This window comes from Bacillus sp. 3a, from assembly GCF_017161885.1.
In the GTDB taxonomy this organism is placed as follows: domain Bacteria; phylum Bacillota; class Bacilli; order Bacillales; family Bacillaceae; genus Bacillus; species Bacillus safensis.
Window position 1 is genome coordinate 3,235,040 of sequence record NZ_CP067376.1, and the last position, 20,885, is coordinate 3,255,924.

Annotated in this window: 18 protein-coding genes; 5 read left to right on the plus strand and 13 right to left on the minus strand. The window is 41.3% G+C overall.

Going from position 1 to position 20,885, the window contains the following annotated elements; all coding sequences use genetic code 11:
- Positions 1-262: 262 nt before the first annotated feature.
- The gene (locus JJ692_RS16475; RefSeq protein WP_024425310.1) at positions 263-610 is read right to left on the minus strand and encodes a DUF5365 family protein; all 348 of its coding nucleotides are present in this window, start codon (positions 608-610) and stop codon (positions 263-265) included.
- 109 nt (positions 611-719) lie between these two features.
- On the opposite strand from JJ692_RS16475, the gene JJ692_RS16480 reads away from it, so the two are divergent.
- On the plus strand, positions 720-1,628 hold the full coding sequence (locus JJ692_RS16480; RefSeq protein ID WP_151039206.1) for an RluA family pseudouridine synthase: 909 nt from the start codon (positions 720-722) through the stop codon (positions 1,626-1,628).
- A 36-nt stretch (positions 1,629-1,664) separates the two neighbouring features.
- Here JJ692_RS16480 and JJ692_RS16485 read toward each other — a convergent pair whose 3' ends face one another.
- The 3 genes from JJ692_RS16485 to JJ692_RS16495 form a co-directional block, all read right to left on the minus strand.
- Complete coding sequence (locus JJ692_RS16485; protein ID WP_024425312.1) at positions 1,665-2,231, minus strand: class D sortase; 567 nt, start codon at positions 2,229-2,231, stop codon at positions 1,665-1,667.
- A gap of 46 nt (positions 2,232-2,277) precedes the next feature.
- On the minus strand, positions 2,278-5,181 hold the full coding sequence (locus JJ692_RS16490; protein WP_206533966.1) for a 5'-nucleotidase C-terminal domain-containing protein: 2,904 nt from the start codon (positions 5,179-5,181) through the stop codon (positions 2,278-2,280).
- Between the two features lie 86 nt (positions 5,182-5,267).
- Positions 5,268-8,648 (minus strand): CheR family methyltransferase, encoded by a 3,381-nt coding sequence (locus tag JJ692_RS16495; RefSeq protein WP_206533967.1) that lies wholly within the window; start codon positions 8,646-8,648, stop codon positions 5,268-5,270.
- 144 nt (positions 8,649-8,792) lie between these two features.
- Here JJ692_RS16495 and JJ692_RS16500 point away from each other — a divergent pair, with 144 nt between their 5' ends.
- Complete coding sequence (locus JJ692_RS16500) at positions 8,793-9,437, plus strand: spore coat protein (protein ID WP_151039200.1); 645 nt, start codon at positions 8,793-8,795, stop codon at positions 9,435-9,437.
- Positions 9,438-9,461: 24 nt separating this feature from the next.
- On the opposite strand, the gene JJ692_RS16505 is transcribed toward JJ692_RS16500, so the two are convergent.
- Together JJ692_RS16505 and JJ692_RS16510 are read right to left on the minus strand one after the other, a co-directional pair.
- Positions 9,462-10,334, minus strand: coding sequence for a hypothetical protein (locus JJ692_RS16505; RefSeq protein WP_133744064.1), 873 nt, complete (start codon positions 10,332-10,334; stop codon positions 9,462-9,464).
- A gap of 156 nt (positions 10,335-10,490) precedes the next feature.
- Positions 10,491-10,997 carry a YhcN/YlaJ family sporulation lipoprotein gene (locus JJ692_RS16510; protein ID WP_034623898.1) on the minus strand — a complete coding sequence of 169 codons (507 nt, stop codon included), beginning with the start codon at positions 10,995-10,997 and terminating at the stop codon, positions 10,491-10,493.
- Positions 10,998-11,148: 151 nt separating this feature from the next.
- Here JJ692_RS16510 and JJ692_RS16515 point away from each other — a divergent pair, with 151 nt between their 5' ends.
- Positions 11,149-11,547 carry a hypothetical protein gene (locus JJ692_RS16515; RefSeq protein WP_024426613.1) on the plus strand — a complete coding sequence of 133 codons (399 nt, stop codon included), beginning with the start codon at positions 11,149-11,151 and terminating at the stop codon, positions 11,545-11,547.
- Positions 11,548-11,581: 34 nt separating this feature from the next.
- On the opposite strand, the gene JJ692_RS16520 is transcribed toward JJ692_RS16515, so the two are convergent.
- Positions 11,582-11,962 (minus strand): hypothetical protein, encoded by a 381-nt coding sequence (locus tag JJ692_RS16520; protein ID WP_073204466.1) that lies wholly within the window; start codon positions 11,960-11,962, stop codon positions 11,582-11,584.
- Between the two features lie 96 nt (positions 11,963-12,058).
- Here JJ692_RS16520 and JJ692_RS16525 point away from each other — a divergent pair, with 96 nt between their 5' ends.
- Both JJ692_RS16525 and cspB read left to right on the plus strand, forming a co-directional pair.
- Positions 12,059-13,150: a GGDEF domain-containing protein gene (locus tag JJ692_RS16525; RefSeq protein WP_024425320.1), complete on the plus strand. Its 1,092-nt coding sequence runs from the start codon at positions 12,059-12,061 to the stop codon at positions 13,148-13,150.
- 211 nt (positions 13,151-13,361) lie between these two features.
- Complete coding sequence (gene cspB, locus JJ692_RS16530) at positions 13,362-13,562, plus strand: cold shock-like protein CspB (protein ID WP_008349061.1); 201 nt, start codon at positions 13,362-13,364, stop codon at positions 13,560-13,562.
- 113 nt (positions 13,563-13,675) lie between these two features.
- On the opposite strand, the gene JJ692_RS16535 is transcribed toward cspB, so the two are convergent.
- The 6 genes from JJ692_RS16535 to JJ692_RS16560 all read right to left on the minus strand — a co-directional run bounded on the left by JJ692_RS16535 (position 13,676) and on the right by JJ692_RS16560 (position 20,446).
- On the minus strand, positions 13,676-14,035 hold the full coding sequence (locus tag JJ692_RS16535) for a hypothetical protein (protein WP_024425321.1): 360 nt from the start codon (positions 14,033-14,035) through the stop codon (positions 13,676-13,678).
- A 13-nt stretch (positions 14,036-14,048) separates the two neighbouring features.
- Positions 14,049-14,573 carry an NAD(P)H-dependent oxidoreductase gene (locus JJ692_RS16540; protein WP_024425322.1) on the minus strand — a complete coding sequence of 175 codons (525 nt, stop codon included), beginning with the start codon at positions 14,571-14,573 and terminating at the stop codon, positions 14,049-14,051.
- A 17-nt stretch (positions 14,574-14,590) separates the two neighbouring features.
- Entirely contained in the window at positions 14,591-16,210 is a 1,620-nt protein-coding gene (locus JJ692_RS16545; RefSeq protein ID WP_024425323.1) for a DHA2 family efflux MFS transporter permease subunit, read from the minus strand.
- 39 nt (positions 16,211-16,249) lie between these two features.
- Entirely contained in the window at positions 16,250-16,882 is a 633-nt protein-coding gene (locus JJ692_RS16550) for a biotin/lipoyl-containing protein (RefSeq protein ID WP_024425324.1), read from the minus strand.
- Positions 16,883-17,247: 365 nt separating this feature from the next.
- Positions 17,248-18,411, minus strand: coding sequence for a sporulation protein YhbH (yhbH, locus tag JJ692_RS16555; RefSeq protein WP_024425325.1), 1,164 nt, complete (start codon positions 18,409-18,411; stop codon positions 17,248-17,250).
- Between the two features lie 139 nt (positions 18,412-18,550).
- Positions 18,551-20,446: a PrkA family serine protein kinase gene (locus JJ692_RS16560; RefSeq protein WP_024425326.1), complete on the minus strand. Its 1,896-nt coding sequence runs from the start codon at positions 20,444-20,446 to the stop codon at positions 18,551-18,553.
- Between the last annotated feature and the right edge of the window lie 439 nt (positions 20,447-20,885).

Here is a 20,885-nt window from a genome sequence, read left to right on the forward strand (position 1 = left end):
CTATCATATCGTGAATAAAATTGACTTTCAAAGATGAATGTCTGCTAAAATAATTATGTATAAAAGGAGCCTGTACCATTTTGTCAGGCTCCTACCCGTGTTCGGTTTATTCTGCAAGAGATCCAAGCGCTCCGATTCGTGGAGAAATAGGCAATGTTGAAAAAGAGCGGGTTTGGTATTACAGATCTAAAGGTTTCTCCGTTCCCTTAAAAATAGTATGTGCGGCAGCCTTGTAAGTTAACAAGGAAGTTCACACCAACTTTTACGCATTTTGAAGACGGCGGCTGGCAAAATCGTCTAAATCAAACGGAAAAGAAAAGCCGCATGCATTGACCTGCTCACGGTTTCGCTCGAATAGCTCACGATCACGCTTTGTAATATGGCGTTTAGGTTTGACAATAATGGTATGTAATAGCTGAAGTCCCGATAAAATACGAAAAGCATCGTCCATCGTTCCGTTATAAACCCCTTCAACAAAGGTCAGCGGGCGTTCTTGTTGACGCGCAGCTGGGTTTTCACCGACAGCATGGGATAGAAGATCTTCAACATCCTTTGATATTTCTTCAATTGCCTGCTCTTGCAGGTCTGTAGCAGCTTTCATTATTCTCACGTGACATCTACCTCTCTGTCGTTATTTCTCCATTCAGAATAGCACAGAAAAAAAGGCGTTCGCCAAGGTAAGTGTTTCCTATATATACCCAAAGAGAGGAACGAATATCATGAACATTAACGGACACACGCTCTCGCTAAAAGCAGGTGAGCAGGATCATGACACTTCACTGAGTCAGTTTTTAAAAACAGCCGTGTCGGCCTCAAAACCGATTATCCATTTTTGGATGGAGCATCAAAAAATACGTTTAAATCAAAAGCCTGCCCATCACGCGGCAAAAGTCAGTACAGGCGATCACATCCTGATCGATTTATTTGAAACGGAAGAAAGTGATGTGACGCCTGAATATGGTGAATTAGAGGTGCTCTTTGAGGACGAGCACTTATTGATTGTGCAAAAGCCCGCTGGACGACCAACGCACCCGAATGAAAAGGGACAAACGGGCACACTGGCAAACCTTGTGGCCTTTCATTTTCAAGCAAATGGCGAGGAAAAGCGAGTGAGACATATTCACAGACTAGATCAAGACACAAGCGGCACGGTCATTTTTGCCAAACACAGATTAGCTCATGCTGTGCTTGATCAAATGCTTTCTAAAAAAACGATCAGCCGAACCTACATCGCTATCGCAGAAGGACTTTTCAAGAAAAAGAAAGGCACTATCGAGGCAGCGATCGGCCGTGACAAGCATCATGCCGTCAGACGAAGAATCTCTCCTACTGGTCAAAGTGCTGTCACTCACTTTCAGGTCATGGACATCAATAAACGCCTGCAAATGACAGCCGTCAAGCTGCAACTTGAGACGGGAAGAACACATCAAATTCGAGTCCATCTTAGCAGTCTTGGGCACCCTTTAGCCGGAGATACACTTTATGGCGGAGCTCGCCATCATATCAACAGATGCGCTCTCCATGCCAAACAAGTAGACATGACACATCCTTTTACAGGTGAGCAACTGAGCATAGAAGCACCGCTTCCATTAGATATGGCTCAGCTCATGGACGAGATCATCCATTAAAAAAAGAGCCTGCTGTTTGATGCAGGCTCTTTTTCTTTATACAGATGCTCTTTTTGCATAAATAATGTACCGCTCTGGTGCATTGCCGACGAAATGAAATGGATAGCATGTCGTTAACACGAGCTCTTCCTTTTTATTCTGCAAAGTAATAATGGATGTATCATGCTGATCCACGATTTTCGTATGTGTGATTTCATAAACAAACTCACCATACGGCACAGTGATTTTCAGCTGATCGCCAATATTCAATTCACCTGTTCGGCGAAATACCGTGTCACGATGGCCAGATAGGACGATTTGTCCCTTTTGATCAGGGTAATAACTGCCTTTGTAATGCCCGACTCCTTTGGCAAGATCATCCGCATCTGTCCCTTCGACAATGGGAAGGTCTGCTTTTAATTTCGGAATCGTCAGGATGCCAGAGGCTTTCCCCACTTCAGGAGAAAACTGCTTTTTTGACATCCTTTGATCGTCCGCTACCGCTTTCTTCGCGTCTTCTAATGATTGTGCTGTTTGAAGGTGCGTAGAGGCGATTTGCCAAATTCCCCAGCCTAGCAAGACAATTCCTGCTGTCATCACAGTAAGTGCAAGCCACTTTTTCATGCTTAAACTCCTTTACCTGTTACATTTCTCTTAGATGATACGCTCTTTAGCTTGCTGCTTTTTCTTCTTGTTTTGCTTTTTGAATGCGTCCCTCTTTTTGATACACAATGGAAGCCCCTTCAAAGCTCTTCACAAAAGCGACAGTGGCTTCTAAATCCTCTGGACCTGTTTCAGGATTTTTCCCAAGCCTTCCTATCGGTGCATATTTACTGCCAGTGGCAGTTGCCATAAAGTTATTCACGGTGAGTGTATATGTTTGATCGAGCGCAACGGCTGATCCATCTGGCAGCTTTAAGTCGACTACTTTATATGTTACCGGATCATAGGAATATGAAAAGCCCGAAATGCTATAATCTGGTCCAAATTGAGGAGAAATTTGCGCTTCAATGATCTCAGCCAAGTCTTTCCCCTTAATCTCAAGTTTAACTAATACGTTGCCGAAAGGCTGAATATTAAACAGATCTCCCCACGTAATCGGCCCTTTTTCAAGGTTTTGTCTGATGCCGCCGCCATTCATCATGGCAAAATCACTTTTCATAGAATACCTCATGCCATCAGCAATCAAATTACCGAGCGGCGTGTCTCCATCATTTGAATAGCCGCCTTCCATTTTGATACCAGCTTCTCCAACTACCTCACTAATAATCGGCTCAACTTCTTTCCCGTAATGAGCTAGGATGCCGGCTGCTTCCTTGTCCTTTTCAATACCAGATTGGTCTACGTACTGGATATTTGCACTCTTTTTGACAATATCTTTCGTTTTGCGGTCAAGTGTTACATTGACCTCACCAATGGCCTTCCCATATTCAAAGGCTTGAACAATTAATTTCCCATTGACCTCTCCGTTTACCACTTCGTGATTATGCCCTGCAAAGATGACATCAATTTCATCATCGCCTTCTTTGGCAAGTTTCGCACTTTCTCCAGTGATGGTATCTCCATTTTGCGAGGCCGTCATATGAGCTAAGACCGCAATGGCTTTGATCCCTTTTTGTTTTAGTTCCTTAGCAGCTTCATTTACGGCTTTAACTTCATCTGTAAACTGAATGTCTTTAATCCCTTCTGGCATGACCATTCCTGCGGCTGACTTTGTTACAACACCGATAAATGCTACAGGGATTCCTTCGACATCCATGATTTCATAAGCAGGTAAAAGTGGTTTGCCTGTATCCTTGTATTCACAGTTTGCACAAACGAGCGGAAAATTCTGCCCGTCATATCCCTTTGTGCCTTTAGGATGATCTCCGCCATTTATGATACGTAATAGCTCGTCCACCCCTTCATCAAATTCATGGTTGCCGACCGTACCAACATCAAAGCCAATGTTCTCCATAAGTTCAACTGTTGGTTCATCTTGCAGAAGAGACGATATTGGAGAGCTGCCGCCAATCATATCTCCAGCATGGACTGTAATCGTATTTTTGTTTGCTGCTTGTTTTTGTTTCATATAAGCCGCCACATAATCCATCCGTCCGTACGTCCCTTTATTGCCATCACCTTTTAGATCCAGTTCGTATTGTTGATCAATTTTTCCGTGTAAATCATTCATGCTTAAAATGGTTAACGGGACTTCCACAGCTTCCTCTGCCGGCTGATAGCCAGCCTGTTCTGCTTCTTCTTTTGAAGCAAAAAAGATGCGTTTATCTACAGCGATTTCTTTCCAGCTGTCAGGCGATACGTACGTTTTCGCTGATGAATCACCGACGTAGCGTGTCAGTCCTTTTTTCTGTTCACGTGCCCTAAATTCAAACGGCTGTTCCAGCAGCGGGTCCGCTTCGTTCCATATGCCCAGCCCTTTTTCTTTTGCCTCTTTGACAGCTTTTTGGAACATCTGATAGTCCTTTTCATCTCCAACCGGCCAGATGAAATACGTAGGGGCATATCCTTTTTTCACAAGCTCTAAATTCGTATTAACCCCTTTTTTGGTTTTCACTTGAGCTAAAAGACGTCCATAGGCGTCCTTCGCTTCAGGACCAATCTTTAATGTGACTTTATCTCCGCTTGAAAGAAGCGTATTTAAATAGTCCGCCGCCTTTTGTCCAAAACGCAGCTGGTTTTGATCTAATTCATTTTTTGGCTTATGGTACGTTTCCGGCGTGTCCATATTCACAAAACGCACCTTTGTTGTACCAAGCACAGGCTTCTTTAAATGAATCGTATCTCCATCTACCACCCGGTCAACCGTTGCCTCGTATTCTTTCTTCATTTTTGGCGGCTTTGGCTGGCGTTTCAGCAGACTGATATCACCTTTGTGTCTTGGAAGCACCTGCAGCGTATCATATCTGCTTAACACTCCTGTAAACTCATACCATTTCCCTGTCTTTACTTCATCAATGGCACTTGTATCCACCATCACTCTAAGGATGGTGCTGTGATATTTTTTATCAATGATCACTACATTGTATCCACCACCAGCCGGCTGCTCTGGTTTTGATTCAACATAGCCTTTGACCTTCACAAGTTTTCCTTCATGTTTACGTGCCTGATCCGTTTCTAGTTGTTTCACGGAGACTCGCTTCGGTTTTGGCAAAGTTTGATTCACACCATCGATCTTCAGACGGTCTCGATCCGGCACAATTTCAATCAGTCCTTTATAAGACGTGATCTTCCCCGTTACTGTCACCTTCATGCCTGCTTTTAGTTCTGGGAAATTGCTTTGCTGTGCTGAATAAATATTGATTCCAGCTGATTTGTCTTGAATGTACGTTGACAGTTTCCCATTGCCTATAGCCGATTGGTCTGCTGTCACAATTCCACTCACTGTCACCGTCTCTCCAATCAGCTGACGGGCTTTTTTGATTTTCATTGGCTTCTTTTGGTTCCAAACCGTTTCCTTCTTTTCAGACGCAATGGCTTGTTCTGCTGTGATCATGCCAGGCATTAAGGATTGCAGACTAAAGATCACTAAAACCAGACAGCAGATCATTCGAATGGATCGAACACGTTTCATTAGACCCTCCCCTTCCGAGCTTTATCTCTCATAGTGTACTAAGTAATTATTGATGGTAGATGGATTTCTTGTAAATCTTATGTCTGTCAGCTCATTGGAAACGTAATAATCACTCGTGTCCCCTCAAAGCTTTTGCTTTCAAAACGAATGCTGCCGCCATGGCTTTCAATGATTTTAATCGTCATCATTAAACCAAGGCCAGTCCCTTTTTCTTTCGTTGTATAAAAAGGTTCACCTAGTTTCCCTATTTCGTCTTCTGGTATGCCCTTTCCCTGGTCTTCAAAAATCAGCATCATCTGATTATGTTCCAATACGGATGTGACTTGAATGACACCTGTCACACCATCCATCGCTTCAATACCGTTTTTAAGAATGTTTAAGAAAACTTGTTTCAGCTCATTCGGTATACCTTGAATGTTTGGCAGCGACGGAGATAAATTCTTCTGAATAGACACGCCTTTTAAAACCGCCTGTGATTCAACGACCATGATCACTTCTTCGAGCAGAAGATTGACATGTACCGGCTCAAATTTCACCGATTTGCTTCTAGAGAGCACAAGGAATTCATTAATAATCGCTTCAAGCCGATTAAATTCAGACATCATGACATCTGCATAATCCTTCTGATATTTCTTACTTTGAATCATCAGCTGTAAAAATCCCTTTAACGACGTCAGCGGGTTCCGTATCTCATGGGCGATGCCGGCTGCAAGCTGACCAACTGCGGACAGCATCTCTGACTTCATCAGCATTTTCTCTGACTGCTTTTGATTGGTAATGTCCTCTGAAATCCGCATCACGGTTGACTGCATTTTGTCAGGATCATCAATTCGGTGTAAAGAGACCCTCTCCCATCGTTCACGGCCTGATAAATCCTGAAAGAACAGCTCACCAGTCCAGCTGCCTTCTTTTAAACAAACGTCCCATTGCTTTTCTAAATCATCACATTGACACAGCGAATGATAGACAGAAAAAATATCTTTGCCGATCAGGTCATATTCATGCTGTTGTACAAACTGGCAAAAGCGCTGATTCACGCATTGGATGACCCCTTCCTCAGTTGCAACAACAATATGGATATGGCTATTATCCAGTGCTGTTACCGCTAGATGGAGTGACTGTTTGATTTTTGTCATTTCCGTCATTTTAATCCACGTCATCACCGCTCCCTCATGATCTTGATCAAAGATAGGTGTGATGTGAACAGTGAATTGTTCTCCTTCATTCGTCTCAATTTCTCGTTCGATGACGCGCCTGTCCAAGATAACCGATTGTATGTCATGATAGAGCGTTTCCTGCGTAAGCTTCTTAGCCATCGCCTGAAAGGATTGCTGTTGCCTTATTTGAGCTGAAGTAAATAAAGAGGCGGCTGTAGGAGTGTAATAGCGAATATTCATGTCCCGGTCCACAAACAACGTCGCAAGCTGAGGCTTAACAGAAGGTCTATACAGTTCTTCCCTTGTTACCCTTAAGTTGTTTATGATATTAATAAAATGTTCATGTTTTTTCTCAAGCTCCGCTATTTGCGTGTTTTTCACTTTTAATTGAGCCCTTGCCTCCTGCTCTTTTTGTTTAATTTCATTGAGTTCATTTTCTAAATCGACAATACGCTGTTGATAAACTGAATTCTGATCTGGCATCCCTTTTTCCCTGCTGTTCTCTTGAATTTTCCCTCTCTCATTCATTCGAATGAGAATGACGTATACCCCTTTAAAACGGTGATCAAAACTCTTTACAATAAAATCCGCATACTGCTTTTTTCCTTTTTCCGAAATGAGAACATGCTGAAACACAACCTCTGTCTCGTCCGTCCATACCTTTTGAAAGGTTTGACTCAACATCTCTTTCAAATAATCAGGTGTGACATATTCACATGATTGATCTGACACTTCTGTACGGTCTAAGAAGGAATAGGCCCCATTTGACATCGCCAGAATTTTGTCACAATCATTGATCACCATGCATGCGTCATATTCTTCGCTCACTTCTTCCATATATTGAGCAGCTCGCTTTTTTAACTCGGCATTACGAGCGTCATATACCCAAGGGACACGAGATGCAGGAACATTTGAATAGGTGTAAATGTTCCACTTCTCATTGAATAATTGAAACAATCGAGGAATATTGGGAACAGTTTCATTTGGCCCTAAGATTAACACCCCTTGATCTTTTAAAGCATATTGGAATCGGGATAATACTCGTTTTTGTACTTCTGACTCAAAGTACATCAGAACATTTCGGCAACTGATAAAATCGAGGTGGATAAAAGGTGAATCAATCAATAAATTGTGAGGAGCAAAAACAATATGTTTTCTAAGCGACTGCTTCACAATAAAAGCGTCACCTTTTGTTTCGAAATATTGCGCCCGCCATTTTTCCGGTATGCTTGCCATAGACTCTCTCGAGTAAAGACCTTTACTAGCTATTTGAATGGCTTTTCGGTTGATATCTGTCGCAAAGACTTGAAGTTCAATGGACACATTTCTTCGCTTCATTTCTTCTAAAAATAAAATCGTAAAAGAATAGGCTTCTTCCCCTGTGGAACATCCCGCAATCCAAATTCGGCAGCGAGATTTCCCGTTGTTCATCGAATGGTCAATGATTGACGGGATCACCTTCTGTTCACATACTCGAAAAGCCTCCATATCTCTAAAGAAAGCAGTCGTGCCGCTTAGGAGCTGGGCATGCAGGCGGTCAAGCTCATCTGGTTCTCTTTCTAATAGACGATCGTACTCTGTTAATAATGACATCGGTTCGTTTGCAGTGCGCATGCGTTTTTGAATAACAGAAAGCAGCCTTTTCTTTTCATAGGTTGAAAAGGCAATCCCTTTATACATTTCAAGACGTTCAATGATTCTTAGTAAAGCTGGATCCGCCTCATCCACATGCGGGACATTGATGATATTGGCCATATAAGCTGCAAGGGTGGATGGATTTTTGAATGTGTGATGATACATGCTGTCAAAACCACTCTCTACCTCACTGCATGATAAGGCTGTACCGCCTTGCTCAACCAACCGAAGCAATCCACTCCCCACGCAATGACCTTTTTGAAAAAAGATCGCAAACGCCTCTTCCTTTTGAACACTGGCAAGTGACTTAAAAAGCGAGTCGACAGAACATGCCTTGTTTGTTGGCAGCTGCTCTGATACATGAAGCCGATGATCTTCTGTTAACGTCACAGCCGCATGCTGCGGACAAAAATAGATGGTCTTCTTCATGACTTTCTCACCATGTTTAATCGTTTTTGCCCGGTAGCCAATCGGTAAAACAAGTGCTTCTAAATCTGTTATACAATCGCCTGTCACATGATTTTGCACAACAATAAAAGAGGCATTTAATTCAGGTGGCAACGATTGAAAAAAAGCCTCAAGATGATGCTGTTCAAACGGCGAAACACCGATGCCGATCACTGGTGCCTGCACATGTTCGTCTTCTATCAAACGATTAATGATTTTGTCCTGCATCTGGTACCCCCATGTTCATTCGTCTGATACTTTTTTTCGACAAAAAGAAAGAAAACCCTCTAATTGTAAATAATGTTTTTTGCATGAAAACGAGAAAACATCCTCACATTAAAACAGATTGTATAAACAAAAGGAGGAATCTCAATGCAAAACGATCAGCAGCCAATGTTTCAAGGAAACGCTCAGCAGCCTGAACTCAACCATGGCGGGCATGAATTATTCGATTTACATGAAATTTTAGCCGGCACGATTAATATTTTGGATCAATATATGATCCTGCGGCAATTTATTCAAGATCCTGCATTATCCGACATCCTGGATCGACAATATCAATTCGTTTTATCCCAGTACAATGTCACTGTAGATTGTTTTTCTACAGGCCAAAAGCCTAGTGAAGAAACCGCTACTTATATGATGAAAGAACACACACAAGTGACATACGGAATCAAACCTTCTCAACCGAAGAAGCCGAATCAGTCCTTACAGGATGTAAAAGACTTAGGCATCACAGGACATATGCTCAGCCTAGTCAAATCACACGCTGGATTACTTTCTATGTCCGCATTAGAAGTTACAAACCCTGTTGTCAGACGTGTGCTAGCTGCGCAGATTCCAAACTTTATCGAAATGGCCTATGAAATTTTCTTGTATCAAAACAAGCATGGCTACTATCAAGTTCCTCAGCTTTCCAAACAAGACATGACAGCCATGACATCAGCTTTTGCACCGCTTCAGGGGCAGGTTCAAATGCCTCCTAGCAAGGCTGATCAACAAAAACCGCTTCATTAAAAAAACGGCTGACCCCTTCTCTGGTCAGCCGTTTTTTCTTTGGTACATCACTTTAAATTGTTCTTCAAAATCTGTGAGCCTCTCCCCCGTCGCCTGTTCAAAGCCGCTAGCAAATTGGCCCGTTTTCGCAGTTTCCTCCATGATCTCATGTATGACATCTCGTCCGTAAAGCTGCACCAGCTCATAGATCATATAATAGCTTTGTAAATAGACATCTGTCTCATACGTTACCCGGGAGTTCTGCCAGTCTTGATCAGAATGAAGAGATTGAAATGGAATCACGTCGAAGCGTTCAGACGTAGCATTTAACACGTCATAGGCCGTCCACTCTGCTGTTCCTTCGTGGAACCAAAGCGGAAAAATGCCTGGAGATACTTCATATGAATGGACCTTTTCATAGAAAACAAAATGAGCATACTCATGAATAAAAAGCGTATTGAAAAAGTATAAAGGCAGAGTCTCTTTCTTCAATAATGCTTCCCGTTTATCTGGATATAACCCAATCATTTGATCATGATCAGAGTAAAATCCGGTTATATGCTTAATTCCAGCCATTTGTTCGATCGTCTCTTTATCATCAAAATAAATAACGTCTAAAGGTCTGTCAGCTTCAAACTGAAACACTGACGCTGTTCTCTTCTCTGCCTGTTTCATGGCCTCTATGGTCAGATCAACAAAAGCATCCTCTTCCTCTGCATAGTAGATTCGAATATGTTCATAGACTTGCTTATTGAGTCCCTCCGTGATAACCGTTTTAGGAGAAGACTGCTCCAAATATTGTCCTGTCAGCTGAAACGCAACATAAATCAAGTACGCGGTGAAAGCATAAAAAATCAGACCTGCTGCAATCATCCCGCTTACAAGTTTTTTATGAATCAATGACGGCCTTGCTTTCATTTGCTCCCCACCTGAATTCATCCTGCACCCTCTTTCTCTCTCTATGAAGAAACAAAGATCAACAAGAGGTGATATATTTTTTACTTTATGCAGTCAGGTGCGCGAGGTGCGGTTCCAAACAAAAAAGCCGCATATGACATACGGCTTTTGTCGTAGCTATTTTGATTCAGGGAAGACACGTCTAACCGTTTCAGTAAATTCATCGAAAAATCCTGAAATTGGCTCTCCGCTTTTAATACGTTTTCCATAACCTTGCATACGATCGACAAAGTCTGGATTAGCAGATACATACACGTTGTCGATTTGTTGATCCGTTGATTTGACTTTGTCTGAAATTTTCTTTTTCAGATCGTCCGTCACATCACCGCTTTTATTGCCTTCAAGTACAACGGCAACAAATGCATTTTTTCCTGTGACAAGTACGTTCGCTGTTTTCACTTCAGACATATTGGCTACGAGCTCTGACGCCTTATCTGACACTTTGACCTTCTGAGGTGTTTGAACATCTGGCTGATCCTGCCTCATGTTGTCATTCTTATATGTGACATTTTCATACTGCCGTTTCATTGTTCCTCTACGCTCATCGCCTTGGTTGTTCATTCCACACCCAGCGGTGATTAATGTTGGCACGAGCAGTAAAGATAGCATCCATTTCTTATTCATCAATTATTCCCTCCTTTTGCTCATAGGTTTTTCATTCAGACGGCTTTTTATGCACATATCCTCTCTTTCCGCAAAATGAATTCATAATTCAGCTGTGATTGGTCATCCTAAACTTGATGAAAGATCATCACGATCAAATGGAGGGATTCGTTTGTTTAAAAAAAGAAAAGGTATGAGCACTGGCGCAATGATCGCAGTATCAACAGCTATCATTGCATTATTCTCCCCGGTTTTACGAAGAAGGCTGAAAAGCATGACACAAATGAATATGTCTTCAATGATGAAAGGCGCAAACCATCAGCACCAAGATTCATCTCGTCATGAGTCCCGCTCACATAAGGAATCAAAAGGAACAGGTGAAGTTGGCCAAATGATCAAACAGGCATTCACAGCTGTCCAGCCAAATCAAACGAACCAGCACCAATCACCATCAAGAACTCATCAGCCAAGAGAGTCTTATGCGCAATCTCTACACATTGATGAAAGTGTGATGAATGTGATGGATGATGAATCGATCCAGCAAGTCATCAATGACATCGAGCACAAATAATAAAACAGGAGCCTTCATAAAAAGAGGCTCCTGTTTATTCTCCTAAAAAATGTTCTTTGACCATAAGACAAAAGGAAGGTAGAAATGTGATTTCGATTGTTGTGATGAAGTCGTCATGATGCTCTAATATCAGCAACAGCTCCTTTTCTTCCTTCCGATCTTTTTTAATCTCTACATGCTGCACTGTTTTAAAATCATATATTCCTAAAACGGATTCGGTCTTTTTTCGAACGACGTTTAAGCTAAACTCCTTCATAGCAAGCGACATGTTCACAACAAATCGCTCCTCTTGATTCTCGAACCGAAAAGTCAATTCTTGATATTCAACCGGCATTTCTTTTTCAAATCCGGCATCTGGCATTTTTTCAAAAAAAGAAAGCCAGTCCGTTTGATCTGGAAAGCGTTTTCCTCGCATTTTCTTCAATTCCTCATCATTAAAATTTTTATTAATTATCTGTTTTCCCCTTTTCTTTTGCAACAAATTTTAGTAATTTTAAAAAGGTGATTCTATTTGCTAAGAGACCTCTTTATTAATTTAACAATTCTTGTTACTTTCCATTACTTATTTATACTTGTGTTTAAAGAGAATTTTCTAAAGAAAGAAGATACCTTGCTCAGACAAATATGCAAAGGCATGCTTTCTGGGTTACTCGGTGTCCTTTTAATGTTCTTCTCTATTAAAACAGGACCAGCGATCATCGATTTAAGACATATTCCCCTTATTTTAACGGCCTTTTATGGAGGCATCGCCCAAACAATGATTGCAGCTTTTGTTGTGATCATTGGCCGATTATTAATTGAAGCCAATATCGCTTCTTCCATCAATATTTTTTCCATGATGTTTATCGCAGCCGCTTCCTTTTTGATTGCAGAGCGTCATATGAATCATGTTGTGAAAATGCTGTTATCCATTACGATTGGTAATGTGGTTGCCACAAGCCTGTTCATCTTGATCGTGCATGAGACATCATTTCAGCTGCATTCTACTTATTGGATTTTCTCATATATTGCTGGATTGTTTAACTTTTATGTCATTGAGCATCAAACAAAAGCATATCAGCTGTTAAATTTGTATAAATTCCAAGCTCATTATGACTTTTTAACAGGTGTTTTAAATAAACGGAAGTTCGATGAGGTATTAAGTGATGCTTTTACTAAGAAGTTGAAGCAGCCTATCCATCAAATGTCCCTTATTTACCTAGACATCGATTACTTCAAAACCATCAATGATCAATATGGGCATCATGAGGGAGATATTGTTTTAAAAGAAATCGGTACAAGACTGATTAAAAACACAAGAAGCTCTGATTATATTGGTCGGATTGGCGGTGAAGAATTCGCTGTCCTTCTACCAAATTGTACAATTGAAAAAACATGGCAGATTGCAGAACGCTTGCGAAAAAAAATAGCCGATCAGCCGATTTATTTAAAAAACGGTCTGTCCATTCACACTACGGTATCAATTGGATGTGCTTATTCTCATGGAACTGGTGCAGACATCAAGCAATTACCGATTATAGCTGATCAGGAGCTCTATAAAGCGAAGGAGTCCGGCCGAAATCAAGTGAGCTTTTCAGAGAGAAAAAAAGACCTTTTGACATAGGCATTTTCCTCAATTTGTTAGCACTAATTATTTTTAAAAAAGTTTTCGTATAACAGTTGTTTTTTCCCGCAAACACTGGTAAAGTAAAGGTAATTATTTTTGTTCGTATCATCTTTAAGAAGAAAGTTTTGAAAGAGTTTTCGTCTTTGAAGTTTGTGTAAGAGCAAGAATAGTGAATTTAAGCGTTAAGATCGCTTTAGGAGGAAATTTCATGTTAGAAGGTAAAGTAAAATGGTTCAACTCTGAAAAAGGTTTCGGATTCATCGAAGTAGAAGGTCAAGACGATGTATTCGTTCACTTCTCTGCTATCCAAGGCGAAGGCTTCAAAACTTTAGAAGAAGGTCAATCAGTTTCTTTCGAAATCGTTGAAGGTAACCGTGGACCACAAGCTGCTAACGTTAACAAAGCGTAATTTAAGAGCATCTGCTCTTTTAGCACTTTATAGAGTGAAGGAAAACCGCTCGGCTTCTGCCGGCGGTTTTTTTGTGCCATAAAAAAAGAGAACCTGATGAGAGGTTCTCTTTTTTATTTGTCCTTCTGCTTTAGCTTCTGCAAAGCAGAACGATACATATCATCATTCATTTTTGTCTCTGGTTCTTCTTCTTTGACAGGTGGTTCTGGCTGCTTAAACTTTTGAAGCGCCTGTCTATAGAAATCGTCGCCAGACGCAGCATCATCCGTTTGAGAAGGCTCTGACGCTTTTTTTTCAACTTCAGGCTCTACATGTCTCGCCACAGCTTCTGGCTCGCTATGCGGCACGTCAGGCTGATTGGAGACATCTTCTTTGATCTCTTCCTTATCGGCTGATGCGTGTCTGACATTGAACGCTACTAATCCAATAATGACTAGAACAGCAGCTACTAACGCTACAATAATCGTCGCCAAAAGAACCCTCTCCTTATCGCTTAAATGATGCAGTGACTGATGCTACACGTCTTCCTAGTGCTTTTCCAAGTTCAATGCCTTCAGTCGAAATCAATTCATCTGAATCGATCGGACATGTCACACCAGCTCCATAGTAAGAGCCGTATAAAGCATTCTCTGGAACATTTCCAGGAAGGCCGACAACAAGCATTCCTTGGTGGAACATTGGTGTGATCAAATTATGCATTGTCATTTCTAAACCGCCGTGTGTTGTAGCAGTTGTACAGAAAACAGCACCGACTTTATCGATTAGTTTTCCTTCTGCCCATAAGTAGCCGAGACGGTCAATCCATGTCTTTAACCCAGAACTAATGGTACCAAAGTGACCAGGGCAGCCCCAAATGATCGCATCCATTTGATCAAGCTTGCGAATATCCGCATCTTTCACGTGATCAATGAATACTTCAGCTTGCTCTGTTTCACCCGCGCCTGCTGCAATCGCTTCTGCAAGTGCTTTTGTATGGTCACCTTCACTATCGTATACAACATAAATTTTCATGTACGGTCCCTCCACACTTATCTTGCATCTTGGTTTGCTTCCTTAGGTGCTGGAAGCAGTGATATTTCTTGTTTCTTATGCTGCTGTTCTTTTCGCTTTTTATCCTTACGAACATCTCGCAGGAACAAGCTGAGAATGACACCAGCCGCACAGAATAATGTCACCCACATATAAGCATCATTGATACCCATCACGTTTGAATCGATCTGTGCTTTCGTAAAGAGCTGGGTGGATACATATTTTTGAGCAGCTTCTGCTGTCATACCCATATGATGCATCACATTCGATACAGCCGCCTGGAATGAATTCATAAAGAACGGGTCCGCTGTATTTGTTTGATCCGCCATATTGGAATAATGGAATGTCGTCCGATTCGTATAAATCGTTGTGATCAAACTCGTACCGATGGAACCGCTAATTTGTCTTAATGTATTAGACATCGCTGTACCATGGCTGTTTAAGTGCTGCGGTAATTGGTTCATCCCTGCTGTCATAACTGGCATCATCAAGAGTGACATACCAAATGCACGTACTGCATACATGAGCACTATGTGACTATAGGAAGTATCAATGGTCAGCTTTGTAAACTCATATGTCGTGACAACGGTAATGAGCATCCCCACAATGGCAAGCGGACGAGGTCCAAATTTATCAAACAAGATTCCTGAAATCGGGGACATAATGAGCATCGCAAGTGCCCCTGGAAGCATTAATAGCCCAGATTGCAATGCCGTAAACCCAACGAGGTTTTGCAGATAAATCGGAAGTAAGAACATCCCCGTATATAAGGCAACCGTAATAATGACGTTAATGACACTTGATAATGAGAAAATGCTGTATTTAAATACGCGGAAATCAAGCATCGGATTATCAACTTTCAACTGTTGGAAAATAAAGAGAATGATCGCAATCGCACCAATAATAATCGTAGATAAGACGATCGGATCTGTCCAACCATCACTTCCTGCTTCACTCACTCCGTATAGAAGGGAAGCAAAACCGACGATTGAAAGAATTGCACCAAGACTGTCCAGCTTGATTTTTTTAGGCTCTACAATATTTTTAAACATAAAGAAAGCCGCGATAATGACAATCGCACCGATTGGCACAAGTCCATAAAACATAATACGCCAAGAATAATGTTCAATAATGTAACCAGATAATGTTGGTCCTACTGCAGGAGCAAACATCATCGCAAGACCGAAAATCCCCATTCCTTTCCCTCTGTTTTCCGGAGGGAAAATAAAAAGGATTGTTGTCATGACGAGCGGCTGTAAAATACCGCCGCCGACAGCCTGAATCAAACGGCCGATGAGCATCGTTGAAAAGTTTGGCGCAATGCCGCAAATAAATGTACCTAGTGTAAACGAGATCATAGCCACTAGGAATAAGCTGCGCTGTCCAAAACGTGTGATTAAAAACGCAGACAACGGAATCAGCACACCGTTGACAAGCATGTAGCCTGTTGTCAGCCACTGAATCGTCGTTGCACTCACATTAAATTCTGTCATTAAATGAGGCATGGCTACGTTCAAAAGCGTTTGGTTTAAAATCGCTACGAACAAACCGGCCATTAAAATGATCAGTAAAGACAAGGAGCCTGTTCCCTGTTTTGTCGCTGCAGGTTGATTTGCCATCTCAGACAACCTCCTTTCATTTTTTGATATCAATCATCATTAAGATGAAATTTTGACAGAAGCATTCATACCTGGAAGTACTTTGTCTGATGGGTTTTTAATTGAAATTTTCACTGCTACTTTTTGCGTTACTTTTGTATAGTTGCCACTTGAATTAGTTGCTGGCAGCATATTGAATGTTGAGTTTGTCGCATAACCAATTTGTTCAACAGTTCCTTCAAATGTTGTATCAGGATCTCCATCTACAACGATGTCGACTTTGTCGCCTTTTTCAATGTTTTTAATATCTGTTTCTTTAATATTTGCTGTAATGTAAAGCTTGCTTAAATCAATTGTTTCACCAAGAACTGTACCAGGCTGCACTTGTTGATTGTTTTGTACTTCTTTTTTGACTAATGTGCCATCAGCCACTGCTTTAATGTTTGTTTTTGTTTGTCCTTCAACTTTTGCAACTGTGCTGTCTTTTTCTACTTCGTCACCTTCGTTGATATCCCAGCCTTTGATTTGTCCAGCTGCTGGTGCTGTAATTTGGTACATGTCACCTGTCACTTTTGCCTCGTCTGTTTTAACAAAGTTTGTGCTTTCGTAGTAGTAATAAGCACCTCCGGCAATAATGGCAAGAATCACAATAAGGCCAATAATGTTCGTTAGCAATAAACGCCCTCTGTTCATGTTTTGTTTCTCCTTTCATGTATAAAAATATAGTGTCATCTGCTTTAGCAAACTTAGAATGCCCATCATCTGACAGAATATGAAACAAGCTCAACAATCTGTCCTTTTCCCTTCATCTACTCCCGCCCCTATCATGGTGTGCAGCCCATTTATACTTATTGTTCACTTATGAGCAAAGAGCAGAAAAAGAAGAAAAGACGATCGGCATCTTTTTTGAAAAACTTATATTTAACAAGATTAAATATTAATAAATGAAAATTGAAATGTCAAAGAGAAAGTTTTACTTTTTTTTTTGGCGATCCTTTCCTTCTCCACACAAAAAACCTTTCAGCCCTTATGCTGAAAGGTTTTTTCAAATGTGCTGGTTATGAAAGAACTTCTTCCTGCTGAAAAAATTTTTTTAGTGCGAGAAAAACGTCTGATTTTTGCTTCAAAATATAATGCTTAAATTTCTCATCCTGAATGTGCTTATATGCTGACATTAACGTAGAATGCCGGTTGTATTGATTGACTTCACCATAGCAGAATAAATTGGCTTTTTTCATGATTTCAGAAACAAGTTTCACACACCGGGCGTTGTCTGAGGTCAAATTGTCACCATCAGAAAAATGAAAAGGATAAATATTATATCGCGACGGCGGGTATCGTTCGTCTATGAGCTCTAGTGCCTTTCGATAGACAGACGAGCAAATGGTCCCCCCGCTCTCACCCCGTGAGAAGAAATGTTCTTCGTCTACCACCTTCGCCTCTGTATGGTGGGCAATAAATTCAATATCGACTGTCTCATACTTTGTCCGTAAGAATCGTGTCATCCAAAAGAAAAAACTTCTCGCCATATATTTTTCCCAAAGTCCCATACTTCCGCTCGTATCCATCATCGCCAAAACGACGGCTTTCGACTCTGGTTTGGTCACTTCATTCCACGTTTTATACTTGATATCCTCTGGGTAGATTGGATAAAAGGAAGGACTGCCTGTCATCGCATTTCGTTTAAATGCCGACAGCATTGTTCGTTTTTTGTGGATATTTCCTGTTAACCCGGTTTTGCGAATATCGTTAAACTCAATTTGTTCAACAATGATGTCGTCAAGCTCCTTTTGCTTGAGGTTTGGCAGTTCTAGTTCACGAAACAGTGCTTCCTCGAGATCCATTAATGAGACTTCTGCTTCGTAATAATCCTCACCAGCTTGATCTCCAGCGCCCTGCCCCTTTCCTTGGCCCTGCTTACTGTCTGAGCCGTCGCGTGCAACAACATCGCCAATCTCACTGTCTCCATCGCCTTGACCCACATGCTTATTTTTGTCGTAGTTATACCGAATTTTATATTCATCTAATGAGCGAATCGGAATTTTGACAACATCTTTTCCATTCGACATGATGATGCTTTCTTCTGTGACAAGATCCGGCAAATTGTTTTTAATCGCCTCTTTGACTTTTTTCTGATGACGCTGCTGGTCGTCATAGCCTTTTCGATGGAGGGACCAGTCTTCCTGAGACACAATAAACTGACTTTTTTCTTGCCGGGACATCCATCCCCCTCCTCACCTATTTGCACAATTCTTCTAACCATCGATTCCTTTATCGTATGCTACTCGTCATCCAAGTTGACGTTCATTTTTAAAAAAGACATTACCGGTGCTGATGCGCCAATAATGCCTCCTTCATTTATTAACGATTCAGAAGACTGCCTACATATTTTAAAAGTTCATTTGCACTTGTTGAATTATAGCCATGCTCATCAATCAATCTAGCCACTACTTCATTGACCTTCTTCAGCTGCTGTTCATCCGGTGTCTTCGTCGATGTCGTGATTTTCACCACATCTTTTAGATCAGCAAACAGCTTCTTCTGAATGGCCTCCCGCAATCTCTCATGCGAATTATAATCAAAGCGTTTTCCCTTTCTCGCATAGGCCGAAATACGAATCAGAATTTCTTCTCTAAATGCTTTTTTGGCGTTTTCAGAAATACCGATCTGCTCTTCAATTGAACGCATGAGCTTTTCATCAGGATTCATTTCTTCACCCGTTAACGGATCACGCAGCTTGTTTTTATTGCAGTATGCCTCGACATTATCTAAGTAATTATCCATCAGCGTTTTCGCAGACTCCTCATAGGAATACACAAAGGCCTTTTGCACTTCCTTCTTCGCAATATCATCATACTCTTTTCGCGCGACTGAAATGAAATTCAAATAACGCTCCCGGTCCTCGCTGGAGATAGACGGATGCTGATCAAGCCCTTCTTTTAAGGAGCGAAGAACATCCAGTGCATTGATCGATTCCATATTCTTTCGAATAATGGTAGATGAAATTCGGTTAATCACATACCGCGGATCAATTCCGCTCATCCCTTCGTCATGAAATTCCTTTTTCATCTCATCAATGTCGACTGATTGGAAGCCTTCGACACTTTCTCCGTCATACAGACGCATTTTTTTCACCAAATCAATATCAGAACGCTTCGGCTCTTTCAATCTCGTCAAAATGGAGAACATTGCTGCTACCTTCAGCGTATGCGGGGCAATATGCACATCTGAGACATCACTTTCTGAAATCATTTTATGATAAATGCGTTCTTCTTCTGTAACCTTTAAGTTATAAGGAATTGGCATCACAATAATTCTTGAATGCAAAGCCTCGTTCTTTTTATTTGAAATAAACGACCGGTACTCGGTTTCATTTGTATGGGCGACGATCAATTCATCTGCACTAATTAAGGCGAATCTTCCTGCCTTAAAGTTCCCTTCCTGCGTTAATGACAGGAGGTGCCAGAGAAATTTCTCATCACACTTTAACATCTCCTGAAACTCCATCATCCCTCGGTTTGCTTTATTGAGTTCTCCATCAAAGCGGTAGGCGCGGGGGTCTGACTCTGATCCAAATTCAGCAATGGTTGAAAAATCGATGCTGCCTGTTAAATCGGCAATGTCCTGAGATTTCGGATCAGACGGACTAAAGGTACCAATGCCGGTCCGTTTATCTTCAGAGAAGAAGATCCGCTCGACCCTTACATCCTCAATTCTGCCGCCATATTCCTCTTCCAGTCTCATCATGTTCAGAGGCGACAAATTCCCCTGCACACGAATCCCATATTCTCTATAGAAATCCTCCCGCAGATTTTGCGGAATGAGATGAAGCGGATCTTCATGCATAGGGCAGCCTTTGATCGCATAAACTGCGCCATGATCTGTTAATGAATATTCTTCAAGTCCTCTTTTCAATCTAGTGACAAGCGTCGATTTCCCCCCGCTTACTGGTCCCATCAGTAATAAAATACGCTTCCTGACGTCTAGCCGCTTTGCAGCAGGGTGAAAATATTCCTCTACTAATCTTTCGAGTGATTCCTCTAAGCCAAACAGCTCCTGATCAAAAAATTTGTAGGTTCTGACCCCATTCTCCTCTTCAATCCCGCTGTCTTTAATCATATGATAAACGCGAGAATGAGCAGATTGAGCGACAAGTGGATTTTCCTTAATAATGTCTAAATAATCGCTGAATGTGCCTTCCCATTTGAGACGCTGCTCTTCTTCTCTGTGCTGTTCGATTTTCTTTAAAATATCCATATGAACCTCCTCTTTCAAGATTGAAGCTAGAAATCAGATACTGTTTTACAATCTATGCGGAGGCGTCCTATTACATGCTTTCGTTCTTCAAAATGACGAATTGGCAAACTGAATTGACAACCATCCGCAAGACCCTTCATAATAAAGGAAAAATAGGAGAAAAATGATTTTCTTCTCCTGCTTTTCAAGGTGAACTTCACATCATATGAAACAGGCAGCGAACGGAACAAAGGGATAAGGGGGAGCTTATATGAGAACGGTCATTATGATGGGCGTCATCATTACGTTTTTAGTATCCATTTTCACTGCTGGCTACGAAGGCAAGCCTGGTAAATGAAAAAAAGGATGTTCCATTTGCGGAACATCCTTTTCATTTTCAACATGTCAAAAAAAGTGATTTCACATAAAAAAGCCGAGTTCAGTATCTCGGCTTTTATCA